Origin of the sequence: Pseudomonas medicaginis, assembly GCF_965119365.1 — a bacterium.
Taxonomy (GTDB): domain Bacteria; phylum Pseudomonadota; class Gammaproteobacteria; order Pseudomonadales; family Pseudomonadaceae; genus Aquipseudomonas.
In genome coordinates, this window is sequence record NZ_OZ221631.1 from 130,238 (window position 1) to 150,571 (window position 20,334).

21 protein-coding genes are annotated in these 20,334 nt (G+C 60.3%); 13 read left to right on the forward strand and 8 right to left on the reverse strand.

The genetic code is table 11. From position 1 onward, the window contains the following. Window positions 1-112 precede the first annotated feature (112 nt). Window positions 113-2,164, forward strand: coding sequence for a M3 family metallopeptidase (locus tag ACMTA2_RS00595; protein WP_413793277.1), 2,052 nt, complete (start codon window positions 113-115; stop codon window positions 2,162-2,164). Here the strand turns inward: ACMTA2_RS00595 and ACMTA2_RS00600 are convergent. Continuing rightward, a complete protein-coding gene (locus ACMTA2_RS00600) occupies window positions 2,106-2,786 on the reverse strand; it encodes a dual specificity protein phosphatase family protein (protein WP_413793278.1) in 681 nt (226 codons plus the stop codon). The two genes, ACMTA2_RS00595 and ACMTA2_RS00600, sit on opposite strands and share 59 nt — an antisense overlap. A 182-nt stretch (window positions 2,787-2,968) precedes the next feature. Here ACMTA2_RS00600 and ACMTA2_RS00605 point away from each other — a divergent pair, with 182 nt between their 5' ends. The 3 genes from ACMTA2_RS00605 to ACMTA2_RS00615 all read left to right on the forward strand — a co-directional run bounded on the left by ACMTA2_RS00605 (window position 2,969) and on the right by ACMTA2_RS00615 (window position 6,586). Beyond that, window positions 2,969-4,027 carry a PA0069 family radical SAM protein gene (locus ACMTA2_RS00605; RefSeq protein ID WP_413793279.1) on the forward strand — a complete coding sequence of 353 codons (1,059 nt, stop codon included), beginning with the start codon at window positions 2,969-2,971 and terminating at the stop codon, window positions 4,025-4,027. 205 nt (window positions 4,028-4,232) lie between these two features. Further along, complete coding sequence (locus ACMTA2_RS00610) at window positions 4,233-4,964, forward strand: carbonic anhydrase (RefSeq protein ID WP_413793280.1); 732 nt, start codon at window positions 4,233-4,235, stop codon at window positions 4,962-4,964. Window positions 4,965-5,056: 92 nt separating this feature from the next. Next, window positions 5,057-6,586, forward strand: a complete 1,530-nt coding sequence (locus ACMTA2_RS00615) for a SulP family inorganic anion transporter (protein WP_413793281.1) — start codon at window positions 5,057-5,059, stop codon at window positions 6,584-6,586. 259 nt (window positions 6,587-6,845) lie between these two features. On the opposite strand, the gene ACMTA2_RS00620 is transcribed toward ACMTA2_RS00615, so the two are convergent. Beyond that, window positions 6,846-7,496 (reverse strand): hypothetical protein, encoded by a 651-nt coding sequence (locus tag ACMTA2_RS00620; RefSeq protein WP_413793282.1) that lies wholly within the window; start codon window positions 7,494-7,496, stop codon window positions 6,846-6,848. 372 nt (window positions 7,497-7,868) lie between these two features. Here ACMTA2_RS00620 and coxB point away from each other — a divergent pair, with 372 nt between their 5' ends. The 4 genes from coxB to ACMTA2_RS00640 all read left to right on the forward strand — a co-directional run bounded on the left by coxB (window position 7,869) and on the right by ACMTA2_RS00640 (window position 12,257). Continuing rightward, window positions 7,869-8,996, forward strand: coding sequence for a cytochrome c oxidase subunit II (gene coxB, locus ACMTA2_RS00625; protein WP_413793283.1), 1,128 nt, complete (start codon window positions 7,869-7,871; stop codon window positions 8,994-8,996). An 82-nt stretch (window positions 8,997-9,078) separates the two neighbouring features. Next, entirely contained in the window at window positions 9,079-10,671 is a 1,593-nt protein-coding gene (ctaD, locus tag ACMTA2_RS00630) for a cytochrome c oxidase subunit I (RefSeq protein ID WP_413793284.1), read from the forward strand. Between the two features lie 122 nt (window positions 10,672-10,793). Beyond that, window positions 10,794-11,345: a cytochrome c oxidase assembly protein gene (locus ACMTA2_RS00635; protein ID WP_413793285.1), complete on the forward strand. Its 552-nt coding sequence runs from the start codon at window positions 10,794-10,796 to the stop codon at window positions 11,343-11,345. A gap of 24 nt (window positions 11,346-11,369) precedes the next feature. After that, on the forward strand, window positions 11,370-12,257 hold the full coding sequence (locus tag ACMTA2_RS00640) for a cytochrome c oxidase subunit 3 (RefSeq protein WP_413793286.1): 888 nt from the start codon (window positions 11,370-11,372) through the stop codon (window positions 12,255-12,257). Between the two features lie 8 nt (window positions 12,258-12,265). Here ACMTA2_RS00640 and ACMTA2_RS00645 read toward each other — a convergent pair whose 3' ends face one another. Then, entirely contained in the window at window positions 12,266-12,469 is a 204-nt protein-coding gene (locus ACMTA2_RS00645; protein ID WP_413793287.1) for a twin transmembrane helix small protein, read from the reverse strand. A gap of 70 nt (window positions 12,470-12,539) precedes the next feature. On the opposite strand from ACMTA2_RS00645, the gene ACMTA2_RS00650 reads away from it, so the two are divergent. From ACMTA2_RS00650 to ACMTA2_RS00670, 5 genes are read left to right on the forward strand one after another with little or no spacing between them, the layout of a single operon-like run. Beyond that, complete coding sequence (locus tag ACMTA2_RS00650; RefSeq protein ID WP_413793288.1) at window positions 12,540-13,277, forward strand: SURF1 family protein; 738 nt, start codon at window positions 12,540-12,542, stop codon at window positions 13,275-13,277. Continuing rightward, entirely contained in the window at window positions 13,243-13,836 is a 594-nt protein-coding gene (locus ACMTA2_RS00655) for a PA_0111/PP_0108 family protein (RefSeq protein ID WP_413793289.1), read from the forward strand. Before ACMTA2_RS00650 ends, ACMTA2_RS00655 begins: the two co-directional genes overlap by 35 nt. A 10-nt stretch (window positions 13,837-13,846) precedes the next feature. Then, complete coding sequence (locus ACMTA2_RS00660) at window positions 13,847-14,926, forward strand: COX15/CtaA family protein (protein WP_413793290.1); 1,080 nt, start codon at window positions 13,847-13,849, stop codon at window positions 14,924-14,926. Then, window positions 14,914-15,813: a heme o synthase gene (gene cyoE, locus ACMTA2_RS00665; protein WP_413793291.1), complete on the forward strand. Its 900-nt coding sequence runs from the start codon at window positions 14,914-14,916 to the stop codon at window positions 15,811-15,813. Before ACMTA2_RS00660 ends, cyoE begins: the two co-directional genes overlap by 13 nt. Continuing rightward, window positions 15,810-16,445, forward strand: a complete 636-nt coding sequence (locus tag ACMTA2_RS00670; RefSeq protein WP_413793292.1) for an SCO family protein — start codon at window positions 15,810-15,812, stop codon at window positions 16,443-16,445. The genes cyoE and ACMTA2_RS00670 overlap by 4 nt, the downstream gene beginning before the upstream one ends. 219 nt (window positions 16,446-16,664) lie before the next feature. Here the strand turns inward: ACMTA2_RS00670 and ACMTA2_RS00675 are convergent, their stop codons facing one another. The 5 genes from ACMTA2_RS00675 to ACMTA2_RS00695 all read right to left on the reverse strand — a co-directional run bounded on the left by ACMTA2_RS00675 (window position 16,665) and on the right by ACMTA2_RS00695 (window position 20,103). Further along, window positions 16,665-17,657 carry a hypothetical protein gene (locus tag ACMTA2_RS00675; protein WP_413793293.1) on the reverse strand — a complete coding sequence of 331 codons (993 nt, stop codon included), beginning with the start codon at window positions 17,655-17,657 and terminating at the stop codon, window positions 16,665-16,667. A 259-nt stretch (window positions 17,658-17,916) separates the two neighbouring features. Next, window positions 17,917-18,378 (reverse strand): DUF2459 domain-containing protein, encoded by a 462-nt coding sequence (locus ACMTA2_RS00680; RefSeq protein ID WP_413795760.1) that lies wholly within the window; start codon window positions 18,376-18,378, stop codon window positions 17,917-17,919. Between the two features lie 369 nt (window positions 18,379-18,747). After that, window positions 18,748-19,020, reverse strand: coding sequence for a hypothetical protein (locus ACMTA2_RS00685; protein ID WP_413793294.1), 273 nt, complete (start codon window positions 19,018-19,020; stop codon window positions 18,748-18,750). Window positions 19,021-19,425: 405 nt separating this feature from the next. After that, window positions 19,426-19,620, reverse strand: a complete 195-nt coding sequence (locus ACMTA2_RS00690) for a hypothetical protein (protein WP_413793295.1) — start codon at window positions 19,618-19,620, stop codon at window positions 19,426-19,428. Window positions 19,621-19,647: 27 nt separating this feature from the next. Then, entirely contained in the window at window positions 19,648-20,103 is a 456-nt protein-coding gene (locus ACMTA2_RS00695; RefSeq protein ID WP_413793296.1) for a GNAT family N-acetyltransferase, read from the reverse strand. Window positions 20,104-20,334 lie beyond the last annotated feature (231 nt).

Below are 20,334 nucleotides of genomic sequence, written 5' to 3' on the forward strand. Positions count from 1 at the left end.
GCGGCATTAGCTTCCGGGCCCCCTGGCCCGGAAGCGATACATAGTTACCGCCAGGCCTGAGCCCCTTCCTTTGCAGACTGTTCATCACGTCCAGACTGACAGGAAGGTTCCCATGCTCGACGACGACAATCCGCTGTTGCAGGCCCATGACCTGCCCCCGTTTGCCCACATCCAGGCTTGGCATTTCTCGCCGGCCCTTGACCGGATCCTGGTCGACAGTCGTGCTCAAGTGGCCGACATCATCAAGACCCAGACACCCTTTCCTACCTGGGATGACCTGGTGCTGGCCATGGATGAAATCCATGCGCGCCTGGAACGTTTCGGTTATCTGCTGCATCTTCTGACCACCACCAGGCCAGGAGCGGCCTGGGCGCAGGCTTCTCTGGAATGCACTGAACGGCTGCATGACTTCCAGGTTGAACTGAAACAACACCCCGCGCTGTTCACGCTTTACCAGCGCTTGGCAGACAGCCAGATCGCCAAGCATTTCGCCCCGGCTCGCCAACGGGTGCTGAAGAAAATCCTCGGCCAATTTCACCAGAACAGGTCGGCTGAAAACCTGACGACCGACCTGAATCTATTGAAGTTGCGCATCAACGAGGTCCAGGGGTTATTCCTGGATAACCTGCACCTGGCCAATCAGGCCTGGAGCAAAGCGTTCGACGATGACGCACCGCTGAGCGGCCTGCCGGCGCGCTTCAAACAACGCATGGCCCAGCAGGCACGCGATGCCGGACGCACGGGATGGTTGCTGACGCTCAGCGAGGAATCGTTTGGCATCGTCACTCAATACGCTGACAACCGCTCGCTACGCCGGCAAATGTACGAGGCCTACAGCACACGCGCCTCCGACCAGGGCCCCCAGGCGGGCCAATTCGACAACAGCGACATACTCAGGCAGTTGTTGAAAGACCGTCACCTGTACGCCAATGCCCTGGGCTATACGGATTTTGCTCAAATGGCGATAGAACCCGAGCAAGCCGCGTCGACCGACGAGGTCCTGGCGTTCCTGCAGGCCCAACTCACACGACAGCACAGCACTTTCGAGCGGGACGCGCGCCAGCTCAAGGCCTTTGCCACGCGGCAAGGTTTCAACGAACTCCAGCCGTGGGACTACCCCTACCTGGCGAATCGACTTCGCCAGCAGGCGGCCGGTCTTTCCAAGGAAGCGCTGAGCGTCTGGTTCACCTTGGAATCCACGTTCACACAGCTATTGCTGATGGCGACGGAGCTGTTCGGGGTGAGCTTCACCGAGCGACATGACGTGACGACCTGGCACGCGGATGTGCGCCTTTTCGAAGTCCGCGAATGGGGAGCGGTCATTGGCTACCTCTATTTCGATCCGTTTTCGGATGCCAACCGAGACGGTTACCCCAATACCACCACCCTGCGAAGCCGCCGCATCACTGCGGAGGGACGCCCCCGGCACCCCATTGCGGCGCTGCATGGCTGGCTGCCGCGCAACGCAGGGCCGGGCCCCGTCTTGCTCGATCATCTGCAACTGCGAATCCTCTTCCATGAGTTCGGTCATTGCCTGCAGCATGTCCTGACCCGTGCCGAATACCGTGATCTGTCGGGCATTTCCGGCTTGTCCCGCGATACCGCCGAGTTTGCCGGGGTGTTGTTCGAACAATGGTGCTTCTCCCGGCAATGCCTGGTGCGTGTCTCAAGGCACTACCAAACCGGGGCGCCGATGCCTGATGAGGTCGCCGGCCAACTGTTGACCTTTGCTACCACCCAGGCCAGTTGGGAGACCGCCGTCCTGCTGCGCAACGCGTTATTCGATATGGAGTTGCACCGCACCCACGACGACGGGCGGACCGTCCAGCAGGTCTTCGACCAAGCCAGTGCGCAGGTGGGGCACTTGCCGGTGTCCGCGAGCGAGCGCTGGCCCAACGGCCTGGATTACCTGGTGACCGGCTATGGCGCGCGGATCTACGCCTACGCCTGGTCGAAGGCGCTGGCTGCCAACGTGTTCCAGCGATTCCAGCGTGACGGGCTGTTCAACCCGGCAACAGGCCGGGCGCTGCGCGAAACCATCTTTGCCCCGGGCGACTCACGACCGCTGTCCGAATCCATCGCCGCCTTTACCGGCACGCCGCCGATCAATGCTTCGGCAGCGCAATCCGGGGGTCGAGGGGCTGCGCCGACGTCGTTGAATTGACCCAGCTTTCCAAGGAACAAAGGGCAAAGACGCTGGTGCTGCATTCGCCGTTCGCCAACGCCACGCGGAGTTTGTCGACATCGGCCTGCATCATGTAGCGCACGCCGTCCTTGAAGTGATGGCTGTCACCGAAGCCACCTTCGGTCATTTCGTTCAATGCGTCCTCTTTGCTCCAGCCCTGTACCACCACCCGGTACATGGCGGCCACCAGCCCGGTGCGGTCCGAGCCGTGCTTGCAGTGCATCAGCACCGGGCCCTTGGCCTCGGCCGCCTGGACCGCCCGCAGGGCCCTGAGTATGTCGCTGTCATCGACGTGATTGGTGCGATAGGGCAACTGCACTTGCTCGATGCCGGGGGCGGACAGCCAACGCTGGTCTGTCTCCGGCAGGAAGTTGATGACCGTGCCGATCCGAAGCTTCTTCAGTAAGGGCAGCGCCCCGCCGTCCGGCAGGGAACTGCGGTACAGCGTCGGCGACATCTGGTAGAGGTTGTAGTCCTTTTCCACCGGCTGCGCCCATTCAGCGGGCCTCGTCTCAGGAAAGTCGGCCGCTTGGGCAGGGGCTTCGGCCAATCCGACGAGCAGGGCCAGGCAGAACAGCAAACGGGAACAGAGCTTGAGCATGCACGGACGACCGAAAACGAAGGGATGCGGGATGAACAGTGTCGGTTCGCTGCGGTTAAAAGCTTGTGAGGAGAACGTCAAAGCGTTGTGAACGTTGCTCCGATCGACGGACCGCTGAATGGCACTGGCCTTAATCGGACGCAGCGAATACTGTATGCGCATACAGCATTTGGAGTATTCCCATGCCAGCGTCCCTCCCACCTCGCGGCCGCGGCACCGCGACCAACCCGCACAACCGCTTCGCCCCGAGTCGCTCGGTGGTCGAAGATGACGGCTGGTATCAGGAAGTCCCGCCGACCCAGGGCACTGAAGTGCGCATCGAAACGGCCAAGACCATCATTACCCGCAACACCTCGTCCGATATCCCGTTCGACCGCTCGATCAACCCGTACCGAGGCTGCGAACACGGTTGCGTCTACTGCTATGCACGGCCCAGCCATGCCTATTGGGACCTGTCGCCGGGGCTGGACTTCGAAACGAAGCTGATCGCCAAGACCAATGCCGCCGAGGTGCTGGAGGAGCAGTTGTCCCGGCGCGGTTATCAATGCGCGCCGATCGCGCTGGGCTCCAACACCGACCCTTATCAGCCTATCGAGCGTGAGCAACGGATAACCCGCCGGATTCTCGAGGTGCTGCTGCGTTATCGGCATCCGGTGACCATCGTCACCAAGGGTTCGCTGATCCTGCGCGACCTGGACCTGCTGACCGAGCTGGCGCAACAACGCCTGGTGCACGTGATGATCAGCCTCACCACCCTGGACGATGAGCTCAAGCGTATTCTCGAACCCCGCGCGGCGGCGCCCAAGGCGCGGTTGCGGGCGATCAAGGTCATGCGCGAGGCGGGCATTGCCGTGGGGGTGCTGTGTGCTCCGATGATCCCAATGATCAACGACAGCGAGATCGAGAGCCTGCTGGCCGAAGCCCACGCCGCCGGCGCGCAGAACGCCGCCTACGTCATGCTGCGCCTGCCGTTGGAGGTCGCGCCGCTGTTCGAGGCGTGGTTACAGGCACACTATCCGCAACGCGCCGCCCACGTACTGAGCCTGGTGCGCCAGAGCCGCGGTGGCGAGCTGTATGACAGCCGCTTCGGTGCGCGAATGCGGGGTGAAGGCCCGTTCGCCGACCTGCTGGCCCAGCGATTTTCCAAGGCACTCAAGCGCCTGGGACTCGAGCGCCGCGAAGGCTACAATCTTGACTGCGATGCCTTCTGTCCGCCGGGCCGACAGATGTCCTTGATTTGATTAAAGTTGACCCTGGAAAGGCCACTGGAAGTGAACTGCGCCAGTGTTTCGCCATCTCTGTAATCGTTGTCCTAGAGCCTTCGATTTCAGTTTGAGTTAAGTTTCGGCCGCTACCTTGTTCAGCGAGTGACTGACGGGTCGGACATCTCGACCTGGATGTTTTTTAACCAGCCACTGGCGTCATACCGTCAAAAGAGGATGAATCATGAGTGACAAGGATAAACAGCCGTTGGCTGCGTCGGCTCCAGCCCAACCCGAGGCGGAAACCGCCGATGCAGCGCTGCAGCATATTGTTGACGGCTTTTTGCATTTCCATCACGAGATCTTTCCGCAACAGGAAGAACTCTTCAAGAAACTCGCCACCGCCCAGGCGCCCCGGGCGATGTTCATCACCTGCGCCGATTCGCGCATCGTGCCCGAGTTGATCACCCATAGCTCCCCCGGCGACCTGTTCGTGACCCGTAACGTCGGCAACGTTGTGCCGCCCTACGGGCAGATGAACGGCGGCGTCTCCACCGCCATCGAATACGCCGTGCTGGCCCTCGGTGTGCAGCACATCATCGTCTGCGGCCATTCCGACTGCGGCGCCATGCGTGCCGTGCTGAATCCGGACACCCTGGAAAAAATGCCCACGGTCAAGGCCTGGCTGCGCCACGCCGAAGTGGCCAAGACCATGGTCCACGACAACTGTCCGTGCGGCGACGAAAAACAGACCATGCCCATCCTCACCGAAGAGAACGTGATCGCGCAGTTGCAGCATTTGCGAACGCATCCGTCGGTAGCGTCGCGCATGGCCAGCGGTCAGTTGTTCATCCATGGTTGGGTGTACAACATCGAGACCAGCGAGATCAAAGCCTTTGACGCGGACCAGGGACGTTTCCTGCCGCTCGATGGCAGCCATCCGATACCGGTGGCGACGCCCAAAGCGCGCTTCTAACCACTCCTAAACATCCTTGTGTGGTGCAAGCCTTACTGCCATTTGGGCGGTAGGGCCTCGCCATGCCTGAAGAAAACTTCGGGAGAGTCGCCATGCGTGCTGCTCAATTAAAAGCTGTTCTGCCACGGGAGCTGCTGGCTTCGGTGGTTGTGTTCCTGGTGGCCCTGCCTTTGTGCATGGGCATTGCCATCGCCTCCGGCTTGCCGCCGGCCAAAGGCCTGATTACCGGTATCGTCGGCGGGCTGATCGTAGGGTTCATGGCCGGCTCGAAGCTGCAAGTCAGCGGCCCGGCCGCCGGGTTGGCGGTGTTGGTCTTCGAGCTGGTGCGCCAACATGGCGTGGCGATGCTCGGGCCGATCCTGCTGCTGGCCGGGCTCCTGCAATTGTTGGCCGGGCGCTTTCGCCTGGGGTGCTGGTTCCGGGTTACCGCGCCTGCCGTGGTGTACGGGATGCTCGCAGGCATCGGTGTGCTGATCGTGCTGTCCCAGGTCCATGTGATGCTCGATGCCGCGCCCAAGCCCTCAGGGCTGGATAACCTGACGGCATTCCCCGCGGCGGTGGCCCAGGCCTTGCCGTCCTTCGGCTGGCAGGCCGGCCTGCTCGGCCTGTCGACGATTGCGGTGATGTGGCTGTGGGAAAAATTTCGTCCCCACCGCCTGCGCTTCATTCCCGGCGCCTTGCTGGGTGTCGGCCTGGCGACCATCGCCAGCCTGGTGCTGGCCTTGCAGGTCAAGCGCGTGGAGGTTCCGGAGAACCTGGCCGAAGCCATTGATTGGCTGCGCCCGGCGGACCTGCTGAACCTGGCCGACCCGACGCTGCTGATCGCAGCGTTCGCCGTCGCCTTCATCGCCAGTGCCGAGACCCTGTTGTCGGCAGCCGCCGTGGATCGCATGCACAGCGGTGAACGTGCGGACTTCGACCGGGAACTGTCGGCCCAAGGTATCGGCAACATGCTCTGCGGCCTGCTCGGCGCCCTGCCGATGACCGGGGTGATCGTGCGCAGTTCGGCCAACGTCCAGGCCGGAGCCACCACGCGGATGTCGACGATTTTCCACGGCCTGTGGTTGTTGCTGTTCGTGCTGCTGCTGTCCAGCGTGCTGCAAAGCATTCCGGTGGCGAGCCTGGCGGGCGTGCTGGTCTACACCGGTTTCAAACTGGTGGACCTCAAGGCGTTTCGCAGCCTGGGCCGTTATGGCCGGATGCCGATGTTCACCTACGCCGCAACGGCGCTGGCGATCATCTTCACCGACCTGCTGACCGGCGTGCTGATCGGCTTCGGCCTGACCCTGGTGAAACTGGCCTGGAAAGCCTCGCGACTGAAAATCAGCCTGATTGACCTGCCCCAGGAAGGCGAGATGGAACTGCGACTGGTCGGGGCGGCCACCTTCCTCAAGGTGCCGGCCCTGACCCAGGTGCTGGGCACCATCCCGACGGGCGCGACCGTGCATGTACCGCTCAATAACCTGAGCTACATCGATCACTCGTGCCTGGAGTTGCTGGAAGAATGGGGCCGGGCGAATGCCAGCAAGGGGTCGAAACTGTTGATCGAACCCCGCGGGCTCAAGCGTCGGTTGGAGGGGCGGTTGCGCACGACCGTGGGGGTTGGCGCGGCTTCTGCCTGACACCCAGGAAACCCTGTGGGAGCGAGCTTGCTCGCGATAGCGGTATCAGCCAACTGCGATGTTGCTGGTCCAATGCAATCGCGAGCAAGCTCGCTCCCACAGTGGGCTGTTGCGGGACACATGTTTTATGAACCACCCGGATTCAATGTGGGAGCGGGCTTGCTCGCGAAGGCGGCGTGTCAGTCAACTGTGATGTTGCTGATGCAATGCCATCGCGAGCAAGCTCGCTCCCACAGAGGTTTTAAGTTTTCCTGATGGATCAAGCCGCCGGCTGATCCAGCTCCAGGCCCACGCCCAGGCGGCGGGACATGCACGGCCAGCGCTTCCAGGCCGCGCCGGTTTCCGGGCTGCTGAGCTTCTCGCGGTAGGTTTCGACCGACTCCAATGCAAACGTCTCCTCGTTGAGCATCTCATCGAACGTGTGATGGACCACTTCATCGAGCTGATTGGCAAACGCCTCACCGATCAACTGGTGAGCGATCAGGTTGGCGACCGTCATGTCCAGGGGGATCAATGGCTGGCCGAAATGCTTGATGTACAGGTCGTTGACCTCTTCGACGAATCGGTGGGCCAGGTAGGCTTCGTCCAGCAAGCTGTCGAGCCCGACATGGCCGGTCATGATCGTCGGCGGCTGGAGGAAGTACTGTTCGGCAATCTTCAGGACCGGCTTGATCTGCGGCTCGATGCCCGCCTCCCTGGCGACTTCATTGGCGGCATCCAGCAGGTCAGGCACTTCATCGATGTAGGCGGCGACAAAGCGCGCCAGGACGGCGTTGGCATTCGCCTCGGGCAATTGGATAGCACGGTGCAGGTGGGGTAACTGGGATTGCAACTGACGGGCCAACTGGCCGGTCTCGGCTTCGTGTTGTTGGGCGTTTTGGATCTGCTCGCGCAATGCGGCGGTGTTCATGACAACTCCAGGAAACAAAGGCAAAGAAATAGGGAAGACATAACTTAGCTGGCGCAAAAACACTCCTAAGACCTATTTTTCATAACTGACTCTTCCTTGCTGCGTCACAGTTATATCGGTTTGCCATCACTCAGTTCGCATCCTTCTCCATTCGTGGGCTCTAGTGCAAGCCCCGGGTGTTTCAAACGATTTACGCCATCGCGTTGCGAGGTTGCAGGTGCTGTCTATACTCGGTTTGGAATGGAGTTAGCTGATGAACCCGATACACAGGCAGCAAGGCACGGCGGTCGAGTTCGTAGTCTGATGTAGCCGCTCTCCCTTGCCGCAGGCGTTAAGCCTACGGGATAACAAGAACGATAAGGGGAACCCGCAATGACGCGACATCCACACGTATGGATGGGCCTCCTGTTGTGGTCGATTTTCAGCCAGGCACAAGCGGCCTGGACTGTGAATATGGCGCCTGGAGCGACACAGATCAGCAACGCAGTGTTCGACCTGCACATGACCATCTTCTGGATCTGTGTGGTCATCGGCATCATCGTCTTCGGCGCCATGTTCTGGTCGATGATGATGCACCGCCGCTCAACCGGCCAGAATGCCGCGCACTTCCACGAAAACACCCGCGTTGAAATCCTCTGGACCATCGTGCCCTTCCTGATCCTGGTGCTGATGGCGATTCCTGCCACCGCCACCCTGATCAAGATGTACGACTCCAGCGAGTCGGACATCGATATCCAGGTCACTGGCTATCAATGGAAGTGGCACTACAAGTACCTGGGCCAGGACGTCGAATTCTTCAGCAACCTGGCGACCCCCGCCGAACAGATCCATAACCAGAGCGCCAAGGGCGAGCACTACCTGCTGGAGGTCGACAAGCCGCTGGTGCTGCCGGTCGATGCCAAGGTCCGCTTTCTGGTGACCTCCGCCGACGTGATCCACTCCTGGTGGGTGCCGGCCTTCGCGGTCAAGCGCGATGCCATCCCCGGGTTCGTCAACGAAGCCTGGACCCGTGTCGACAAACCCGGCCTGTACCGCGGCCAATGCGCCGAGCTGTGCGGCAAGGACCACGGTTTCATGCCGATCGTGGTGGAGGTCAAGAGCAAGCCCGACTACGAGAAATGGCTGGCTGAACGCAAGGCCGAAGCCGCGCAGCTTAAAGAGCTGACCAGCAAGGAATGGACCCTGGACGAACTCAAGGAGCGTGGCGACAAGGTCTACCACACCACCTGCGTGGCCTGTCACCAGGCCGAAGGCCAGGGCTTGCCGCCGATGTTCCCGGCGCTCAAGGGCTCGAAGATCGCCACCGGGCCGATCAAGGATCACCTGAGCATTGTCTTCCACGGCAAACCCGGCACCGCCATGGCCGCGTTCGGCAAGCAATTGTCGGAAGTCGATATCGCAGCCGTCGTGACCTATGAACGCAACGCCTGGGGCAACAACAAGGGCGACATGGTGACGCCAAAAGAAGTGCTGGAACTCAAACAGGCGGAAAGCCAATGAGCCGGCCTGACGCTTGTTCCCGCAACCGGTCGGGGCTCATCGCCCCGGGCCGTCCAGCCCACTCGTTCGAAGGAGACAGGACATGAGTGCTGTGATCGATGACCACGGTCATGCCGGCGCCGACCACGCCCACGGCCCCGCCAAGGGCCTGATGCGCTGGGTACTGACCACCAACCACAAGGATATCGGCACGCTGTACCTGTGGTTCGCCTTCTCGATGTTCCTGTTGGGCGGCTCGTTCGCCATGGTGATCCGCGCCGAGCTGTTCCAGCCCGGCCTGCAGATCGTGCAGCCGGAATTCTTCAACCAGATGACCACCATGCATGGGCTGGTGATGGTCTTCGGCGCAGTGATGCCGGCGTTCGTCGGCCTTGCCAACTGGATGATCCCGTTGATGATCGGCGCGCCGGACATGGCTCTGCCGCGCATGAACAACTTCAGTTTCTGGTTGCTGCCGGCCGCGTTCCTGATGCTGGTGTCGACGCTGTTCACCCCCGGGGGCGGGCCGAACTTCGGCTGGACCTTCTACGCGCCGCTGTCCACCACCTATGCGCCGGAAAGCGTGACGTTCTTCATCTTCGCCATCCACCTGATGGGCATCAGCTCGATCATGGGCGCGATCAACGTGATCGCCACCATCCTCAACCTGCGAGCCCCCGGCATGACCCTGATGAAAATGCCGCTGTTCGTCTGGACCTGGCTGATCACCGCGTTCCTGCTGATCGCGGTGATGCCGGTACTGGCCGGCTGCGTGACGATGATGCTGATGGACATCCACTTCGGCACCAGCTTCTTCAGTGCCGCCGGTGGCGGTGACCCGGTGCTGTTCCAGCACGTGTTCTGGTTCTTCGGTCACCCCGAGGTGTACATCATGATCCTGCCGGCCTTCGGTGCCGTCAGCTCGATCATCCCGGCGTTCTCCCGCAAGCCGTTGTTCGGCTACACCTCGATGGTCTATGCCACGGCCGCCATCGCGTTCCTGTCGTTCATCGTCTGGGCGCACCACATGTTCGTGGTCGGCATTCCGCTGGTGGGCGAGCTGTTCTTCATGTACGCCACCCTGCTGATCGCCGTGCCCACCGGGGTGAAAGTGTTCAACTGGGCCAGCACCATGTGGCAAGGCTCGCTGACCTTCGAGACGCCGATGCTGTTTGCCGTGGCGTTCGTGATCCTGTTTTCCATCGGCGGTTTCTCCGGGCTGATGCTGGCCATCGCCCCGGCGGACTTCCAGTACCAGGACACCTACTTCGTGGTCGCGCACTTCCACTATGTACTGGTGCCCGGCGCGATCTTCGGGATCTTCGCCTCGGCCTACTACTGGCTGCCGAAATGGACCGGCCACATGTACGACGAAACCCTTGGCAAGCTGCACTTCTGGCTGTCGTTCGTCGGCATGAACCTGGCGTTCTTCCCGATGCACTTCGTGGGCCTGGCGGGCATGCCCCGGCGGATTCCCGACTACAACCTGCAGTTCGCTGACTTCAACATGGTCTCGTCCATCGGCGCGTTCATGTTCGGCACCACGCAGCTCTTCTTCCTGTTCATCGTGATCAAGACCATCCGGGGCGGCGAGCCGGCTCCGGCCAAGCCGTGGGATGGTGCCGAAGGCCTGGAGTGGAGCGTGCCGTCGCCGGCGCCGTATCACACCTTCACTACGCCGCCGGAAGTGAAATGAGATGGCCAATGTAGCCCCTGTGGGAGCGAGCTTGCTCGCGATGCCGGTGTACCTGACACACCGCGTCGTCTGCATCGCGAGCAAGCTCGCTCCCACAGGGTCCTCGGTGAGGATTGGAAGGCATGGCTGATTCAATCTCAATGAAGAAACTGGTCACCCGCCTGCTGATCGTGGTGGTGGCCATGTTCGTTTTCGGGTTTGCCCTGGTGCCGATCTACGACGTGATGTGCAAGGCGTTCGGCATCAATGGCAAGACCGCCGGGCAGTACGAGGGCGAGCAGGTCGTCGATGAGTCGCGGCAGGTTCGCGTGCAGTTCGTGTCGACCAATTCAGTGGACATGCCCTGGGACTTCTACCCCAAGGGCGACCAACTGGTGGTCAAGCCGGGGGCGGTGAACGAGATGGTCTTTGTCGCCCACAACCCCACCGACCGGCCGATGAGTGCCCAGGCGGTTCCGAGCATCGCGCCGAGCACTGCGGCGGCGTATTTCCACAAGACCGAATGTTTTTGTTTTACCCAGCAAGTGCTGCAACCCGGCGAACGCATCGAAATGCCCATGCGCTTCATCGTTGACCGGGACATGCCCAAGGAAGTGAAGCATCTGACGCTGTCCTACACGCTGTTCGACATCACCGCTCGTCATCCACCGGTGGCTCTAAACACTGACCGATAGCGTGCCCGATAAGGAGAACAATAAATGGCAACTCACGAACACTATTACGTTCCGGCCCAGAGCAAATGGCCGATCATCGCCACGGTCGGGATGTTCGTCACGGTGTATGGCCTGGCGACCTGGTTCAACGACCTGAAAGCCGCGCGGCCCGAATCCCACGGCCCGCTGATCTTTTTCGTCGGCGGCCTGCTGGTGGCCTACATGCTGTTCGGCTGGTTCGGCGCGGTGGTCAAGGAAAGTCGCGCCGGGCTGTACAGCGCCCAGCTCGACCGTTCGTTCCGCTGGGGCATGAGCTGGTTCATCTTTTCCGAAGTGATGTTCTTCATCGCCTTCTTCGGTGCGCTGTTCTACGTGCGCCACGTGTCGGGACCGGCCCTGGGCGGCGAAGGCACCAAGGGCCTGGCCCATATGCTCTGGCCGAACTTCCAGTTCACCTGGCCCTTGCTGAACAATCCCGATCCGAAACTCTTCCCGGCGCCCAAGGACGTCATCAGCCCCTGGGGCTTGCCGCTGCTCAATACCGTGCTGCTGGTCAGTTCCAGCGTCACCGTCACCATCGCCCACCATGCCTTGAAAAAAGGCCATCGCGGTGCGCTGAAACTCTGGCTGGCGATCACCGTGCTGCTGGGTTGCGCCTTCCTGGGCTTCCAGGCCGAGGAATACATCCACGCCTACAAGGAACTGGGCCTGACCCTGGGCTCCGGCGTCTACGGCGCGACCTTCTTCATGCTCACGGGCTTTCACGGCGCCCACGTCACCATCGGCACGATCATCCTGTTCGTCATGCTGATGCGCATCATGCGCGGGCACTTCGACAACGAGCATCAGTTCGGCTTCGAGGCGGCGAGCTGGTACTGGCACTTCGTCGATGTGGTGTGGATCGGCTTGTTCATCTTTGTCTACGTACTCTGAAACCGCCGTCACCACGGCACATGAGACACCAACTGGCCGCTGAAGAAACCCCAGGCAATCAAGCCGACGGTGGCAGCGGCCAGGCTGACCCGCACCGCCAGGGCGATGACCAGGCGATTGGAATCGCTGTCGTCCTTGACCAGAAAAAACAGACCGCTGAACAGGCTGGCAATCGTGGCAATCAGCATCAGGACGATGGCTGCTTTTAGCATCAGGAACACTCCGGGGGGACGCGATGCACGTGAGTATAGCTATCCCGTTGAACCGCTTGCGGACGGCGCCATGAAAGGCTTCCGGCCGGGCATCGTGCCGTCATTGGTGGTCGCCGTGCTGGTGCCGGTGATGGTGTGCCTGGGGTTCTGGCAATTGAGCCGGGGCGAACAAAAGCGTGTGCTCCTGGAAAACTACGCCGAGCGCCGCGTCGCGCCGCCGATGGACAGCACCGAGCTGGCGCACACCAGCGATCCGGCCTTTCGAGCGGTCACGTTGCAGGGCCAGTTCGACGCCGAGCACAGCGTCCTGCTGGACAACCGCCAGCACGGCGGCAAGGTCGGCGTCGAGTTGCTGCAACCGTTCCTCGACCACCGGACCGGGCTGTGGCTGCTGGTCAATCGCGGCTGGTTGCCCTGGCCGGACCGGCGCACCCCGCCGGCCTTCAACACGCCGGAACAATCGGTGAGCCTCCAGGCCTGGGTCTACGTTGCGCCGGGCGCCACCTTCCAGCTCCACGCCGACCCGGCGGGCGCTCCGTGGCCGCGACTGGTCACCGCCATCGAGCCGGACAAGCTCTGGGCCGACCTGGGCCGCAACGGTTTCGCCTATGAAGTACGCCAACAAAGCGGCCCCGGCGCCTACCGGACCGATTGGCCGGTGGTGGCCATGGGCCCGGAAAAACACCTCGGCTATGCCGTGCAGTGGTTCGCCATGGCGGCGGCGCTGTTCGGCCTGTTCCTTTATCTCGGATGGCACAACGCAGGGAGACACCATGGGAAACACCATGAATCCAACCAACACGTCTGAGGCGCCCGTGGCACACAACCGTCGCAAGGGCCGCGTGCAATTGCTGCTGATCGTGCTCGGTGTGATCGGCCCGATGATCCTGGCCACCGGCATGTACAAATTCCAGTTCTGGGTGCCCGACAGCCGCAGCTACCACGGCGAACTGATCGGCAACGGCCAGACCCGCGCCGAGATTGGTGTGCAGGCCGATGAGCAGCGCTGGCAGCTCCTGGTCACGGCGCCACAGGCGTGCTCGGTGGATTGCCGGCAACTGGTGTACCTGGCCCGGCAAGTCCAGATCGGCCTCGGTCGCGAAGCCTCTCGCGCCAGCCATGCCCTGGCGGTGGCGCAACCGCTGGACGCCGAGTACGACGCCCAACTGCAGCGCGAATACCCGCAACTGCAACGCTACCCACTGGACCTGCCGGCCTATCAGAAAGGCGCCCAAGGCTCCGGCGGAGCCCAACTGTGGATCATCGACCCCCACAGCAACCTGGTGCTGCGCTACGACGCCCGGGTCAAGGGCAAGGACCTGCTCAACGACCTGCGCCACCTGCTGAAACTGTCGAACATCGGATGAGGGCATCGACATGGCCAAACCTGGATTTCGCCTCGCGCTGTTCGCCACGCTACTGGCACTGATCGTCGTATTGCTGGGCGCCTACACCCGGCTGACCCACGCCGGCCTCGGTTGCCCGGACTGGCCCGGGTGCTATGGCTTCATCAGTGTGCCCAAGAGCGAAGCCCAACTGGCCCATGCCGAGCTGCACTTTCCCGACGCCCCGGTGGAAGCCCACAAGGGCTGGAATGAGATGGTCCATCGCTACTTCGCCGGGGCCTTGGGCTTGATGATTACCGTGTTGGCCGCCCGGGCCTGGATGAACCGCCGCCATCCCGGCCTGCCGCTGAAGTTGCCGCTGTTCCTGCTGGCGGTGGTGTTCGCCCAGGCCGCGTTCGGCATGTGGACCGTGACCCTGAAACTGTGGCCGCAAGTGGTCACCGGACATTTGCTGGGCGGGTTCGCCACATTAAGCCTGCTGTTCCTGCTCACCTTGCGACTGTCCGGGGTTCTGCCGGCGCTGACCGTGCCCAAGCGCCTGCAACACTGGGCCACGGCCGGGCTGCTGCTGGTGATCGGCCAGATCGCCCTGGGTGGCTGGGTCAGCTCCAATTACGCCGCCGTGGCCTGCATCGACTTCCCGACCTGCCACGGCCAATGGCTGCCACCGGCGGATTTCGCCAATGGCTTTCACCTGACCCAGCACATCGGCCCGAACTACCTGGGTGGGCAACTGGACAGCGACGCCCGCACCGCCATCCACCTGACCCACCGTATCGGTGCGCTGCTGGTGACCGTGGTGTTACTGGGCCTGGCCTGGCAATTGAAAACCGTCGGCATGACCCGCCTGGCCGGCCTGGTGCTGATCGCACTAGGGGCACAAATCACCCTGGGCATCAGCAACGTGCTGTTTCATCTCCCGCTGCCGGTGGCCGTCGCCCACAACGCCGGGGGCGCCGCGCTGCTGCTGACCCTGGTGCTGGTCAATTATCACGCCCGTACCAGCCTGGTCCGGGTCAAGCATCAAGTCCCGCTGCGCTGGCGGTTCAACCCGCCTAAACACGGCGCCAGCCCCATCACAATAAAAGGAGAGATGCCATGGCAACCTTGACCGGTGAACGCCACAGCCAGGCGATCTGGCGCGATTACCTGGAGCTGACCAAGCCCAAAGTGGTGGTGCTGATGCTGATCACCTCCCTGGTCGGCATGTTCCTCGCCACCCGCGCCGGCGTACCGTGGACAGTACTGGTGTTCGGCAACCTGGGCATCGCCCTGTGTGCCGGTGGCGCGGCGGCGGTCAACCATGTGGTGGACCGGCGCATCGACGCGGTGATGGCCCGTACCCACAAGCGGCCCTTGGCCGAAGGGCGGATCTCCCCGGCCGCCGCGCTGACCTTCGCCCTGGCGCTGGCGGTGATCGGCCAAGCGTTGTTGCTGGCGTTCACCAATCCGCTGACCGCCTGGCTGACCTTGGCGTCGTTGCTGGGTTACGCGGTGATCTACACCGGCTTCCTCAAGCGCGCAACGCCGCAAAACATCGTCATCGGCGGCCTGGCCGGCGCAGCGCCACCTCTGCTGGGCTGGGTGGCGGCCACCGGCCATGTCAGCGCCGAACCGCTGCTGCTGGTGCTGATCATCTTCGCCTGGACCCCGCCGCACTTCTGGGCCCTGGCGATCCACCGCAAGGAGGAATACGCCAAGGCCGACATCCCGATGTTGCCGGTGACCCATGGCGAGCACTACACCAAGATCCATATCCTGCTGTACACCCTGGTGCTGCTGGCGGTGAGCCTGATGCCGTTCGTGATCCATATGAGCGGGATGCTCTACCTGGTTTGCGCGCTGGTGCTGGGCGCCCGGTTCCTGCAATGGGCCGTGGTGTTGTACCGTGGCACTCGGCCGCACGCGGCGATCAATACGTTCAAGTACTCTATTTATTACTTGTTCCTGCTGTTCATCGCCCTGCTTGTAGATCATTACTTACTGTTGAGCCTATGACTCGAACCCAGAAAACCGTCTTTATCCTCGCGGCCGTGATCGCACTGATCCTCGGCCTGACCATCAACAAGGTGCTGTCCGGCAAAGGCCAGGGCGACCCAACGGCGTTGATCGATGCCGGCATCATCCTGCTGCCCCAGAGCCGCACCCTGCCGGACGTGAAAATGACCGACCAGGACGGCCAGCCCGTGGCGATGGACGAACTGAAAGACAAATGGAGCCTGCTGTTCTTCGGCTACACCTTCTGCCCGGACATCTGCCCCACCACCCTTGCCCAACTGCGCCAGATCAAGAGCGAGTTACCGAAGGAGGCTGTGGATAAGTTGCAGATCGTGTTGGTGAGCGTCGACCCGAACCGCGACACGCCCAAGCAACTCAAGCAGTACTTGGGCTACTTCGATCCGCAGTTCATTGGCCTGACGGCTTCGTCTGTTGAAGACCTGCAGAAACTGGCGAATGCGGTGAGCATCCCGTTCATCCCGGCGGACACCAGCAAACCCAACTACACGGTGGATCACAGCGGCAACCTCGCCGTCATCGGCCCGGACGGTAAGCAACGCGGGTTCATCCGCGCGCCGCTGAATAATCAGAAGCTGGTGGCGCAGTTGCCGGAGATGCTCAAGCGTAAATAACGGCGCAATTTGTAGCGGGGACTCGCCCCACCTGTAGGAGTTGTGTGGGAGCGAGCTTGCTCGCGATAGCGGCGGGTCAGCATGCATCAGTGCTGAATGTGCCTACAACAGTATTTTTTCCCAACGAAAAAACCCGACGTTTTGCGTTGGGTTTTGGTTCTTCTATCCGTAGATGCGGACGAATAAAGTCATTTTTCCAGTTGCACACCCCTCGAACGTTCAGTCCATCAAGTCCGCAGCCAGTTCGTCCTCTCCGCGAAGTGTCTCCATAAGAGACTTCCAGAGACCGGTGGATTGTGAAGGGTCAACGATCCCCAACTTATTGCTGATGGCCTCGAAGGTGTCCATGGTCATGTCATCGCCCGAGTAATGCTTTTTGAGCCCACGGTTCAGTTGACGCCGCATATCCGTCGAGACTTTGGTGTACTCGTTGAAGTCTGGCTTGGTGGCCCGTCTTGCATCCATGGTTCGTGAGTAGATGGTGTCGCCGTTCAGCATGACCCTGAACCAGATGGACTCTGCCAGGTGTTTCCAGCCGTATGCTAGTTTCGCTTCGACTTTCAACATCATTCCCTCCATCCGGTAGTCATGCAGGACGGTCTCGAGAATCAGCTGTTCAGAATTTTGGAAAGTGGTTGCCGCTACGATGTTGTCCGCAATGTCTTTACCCAGCAGCCCATGACCGACCAAATGGCACCAGTCGTACCGAATTGCCGAATGCCCCTTGTTGAAGGTGAGCGTGCCCCCCTTGCGAGCGTACTGCGTTGCAGACAGTTCCTCGCCCACTTCTGCCAATGTCGCAGCTTTCATTTTTTTAGTGTGTATGCGTTTACCGACGAAGCCATGCATCAGATCGTGCACCGGCGGTTGTTTCTTGCCCTCGTAGGGCACAAACCAAGCCCATGAACCTTGCAGCAGCACGAAGTTCATCAGCCCGTGATTGACCGCTCGAAACCTGCGTTTGGTAATTTTTTCCGGTGAGGCATTCTTGTAGTTGGAAAAGCGTCCGTAGGTCGGGGCACGGCCCGTCTTGGGAATGACACGCACGATCGACCGGTCATCTTCCAGCAAGATTTCTTCGTACGGATTGATGGGCGAGCCATCGCTAAGGTCTCTGGTTCCGTACCTTTGCTGCACGGTCCAGCGGTTACCTTTCAAGTCGCGAACGTAGTAGGTCCCATTTCGGCGATAGACCGAGTATTCGTTGGACATTTGAACCTCCTCTACCTGTCGTGGTGCTTGCTATAGCCAGGAAGTTACATTCGAGTTCAAAGGTCTGCGATCTGTCATTTGTTCTTCCTGAAATGGCCGACTAGAAGCCACGAATGCACCGACTTTGTTTGCTCTGTACTGGGTTCCGGTGATCCAAGATCACAATGAGGCTAGCAGACTTTTCGCGTGATTTTGGGTGGGTCACATTCACTGAAACTGGATGTCAGCATCACTGGACTACACTGTTGTCAGGCACGGGTTAGCGAGTAGCCAGGCAGGATGCACCGCCCCCTGTCGCCCGGCGCAACTGCGACATGAGGTTCCCCGCCGTAATCACCGCTGCAGGCGACATTGGACAGTTGCTCGCAGCCAGCGCCTCTGCGACCCAGGTATTGCAGGTATAAAACAGCGAATAGCGACCCTCGGCCTGGTAGAACCGGCTCTCTCCATACAGGCCAGGCCCGAGCACCACCAAGGTGCCCGTCGCTGAGTGGGTGAAGGTCCCGGCCACGAACGCGAGCAGTCGTCGGTAGCCATCCTCCGTCACCCGCACCTCGATGACCTCGCTTGCGGCGAAGCGCCGCCTGGGGTCTGCGTCAATCTTGACCGCATGCAGCACGGTTGCCGTCGACCCGAACAAGGCTCGCAGGGCCGGGCTCAAGGTGGCCTGTGGGGCTCGGTAAAAATCCTCGTCCCCCCAGCCGAACTCGACGCGAAAAATGGGGACAGATTTATTTTCAGTAAATAAATTTCCCCCATTTCTGTTTTCTGTCCCCTTTCCTACTTACATGGGCTGTATATTTCGAGCACATCGACCATTTCACTGGAGACTCTAGTAGCCGGGCCAGCAGAAATGACGGTCGTCTGCTTGACCTTCTCGCCGCTTGGACGCTGGAAGTTCACCTCCGGACCGCTATAGCTGTACTGGCCCTTGCTGTGAAGGTAATTAAACATTTGGACTTTGAAGTGGGTATTGATCTCGTCTCGATCTGCTTTAAGAGGCCCCAGCATGTACGCCTCATTAGCGGCGAATGCGAAGAAGTAACCGTCTGCAGACGCTCCACCAGGCACACTCGAACAGATGATGTCCTCAGATTTGAGGACGGGCTAGCACGTACTTATCTTTGACAAAATGGGCCATTACCAAGCCATTTGGAGTGACGATGCCAACGCCCCTATTGGGCTTACACCCCGGGGCGCTGCCGTAGGGATGAACACACCAGTTCATTCTTGACGAGTCGATGATGGTGGTCAGATTTAAATCCCTTTTCATCTGCTGCTGAGCTTCTGGCGTCTCATGAATGATGCCTACACAGGCGGTGAGAAATAGAGTAACTGCTGCAACAAGCAGGCTACGAAGCATCGTCATTCCTTCAGTTAATTTTGAGAAAGCGGGGACAGAAAGCGGGGACAGACCACGATTATGAGACGGACCGAAGTAAACTCAAATTGTGGTCCATCCCTAATTTCTTCCGCCGGATTTCGATCAGGCCAGGATCTGACCACCGCACCTCCGAGCCACGTATCCTTGCGCCTTTGCCTACAACCGCATCAGAATCCGCTGGAATAAGGGGACAGATTTATTTTTTGATATCACAGGACCTCCACCTCACTCTCCTGGAGCCAGCCAGCATCAACAACGTTTCGCTTGGCCAGTGTCGGCTGGGGGGTGTAAAGACTCCTTCGATTATGGTGACCTACGGTCCGTCTGCTACTGGTCGATAGCAGTCCGTCTAGACCTATTGCTTTGCGCCATAGCGATCACCCCTCATCCGCCGGCATAGATCAGCAAGGCGATGAAACAAACGAAAGGTGCAAACATCACCAAGCTACCGACGAGGACTGCCCAACCCCAGGCAAAACCGCTCTCTCCCTTGAAACGGCCGCCGCTCAGCAGGCGAAGCACGAAAACGCCAATCCGGTGGGCCAGCAGGTTGAACAAAAAATCAGCGATGAAATCCATTTTTGGTCCTGGATGTCCGTTTGGACGCTATAGCCCTACTGTCTTCGCCATGATGATCGTACGCTCCGAACCATGAAACTCATCTCGGATTTTTTTAAAACCAAGCGAAACATAAAATCCCTCCGCGGTGATTGAAGAGGGAACGAGTATCAAGTTCAAACCTGCGTTTTTGGCCATGGCTTGAATCCTTTCAATCAAGAGTCTTCCGATACCCTTTCCTTGATGGCTCGGGTCGACAAACACGCTTCGGACAACGTTCTGATCGAGGCTCGCTGTTGCCACGATATGACTGTTGGCGGTAGCTACGAGTACCTGGCGCTCAGTCAACAAACAGAGGATCGCCACGGGAGAAAAATTTTGCGCTACTTGATCAATGATTTCGAATGAGTAGTCCTGTGCATTGGACTGGCGCAGCGTGTTTATGATGGTTCGGCTGATTTCAGGTGCATCTGCATTCGTAGCGTATCGAATCAGATAATCCATTAAGACTGCTCCTTCCGTGTCCCCCGTTTTCCCCTGGTCTGTTTTGACAGAGGTAGAAGGCTGTACTAATTACATAGCAGTACTTAGCACTCCAAGCGGAAAAGGAAATCTACCATGAGCATCAAACCAGGCCCTAAAAGAACCAACGAGGATGGTACCCCGGACAAAAGGCAGAGAGTCACGCCTGACAAGCAAAAGGAGCATCCAGACCTGAAACCTCACAAGCACAAA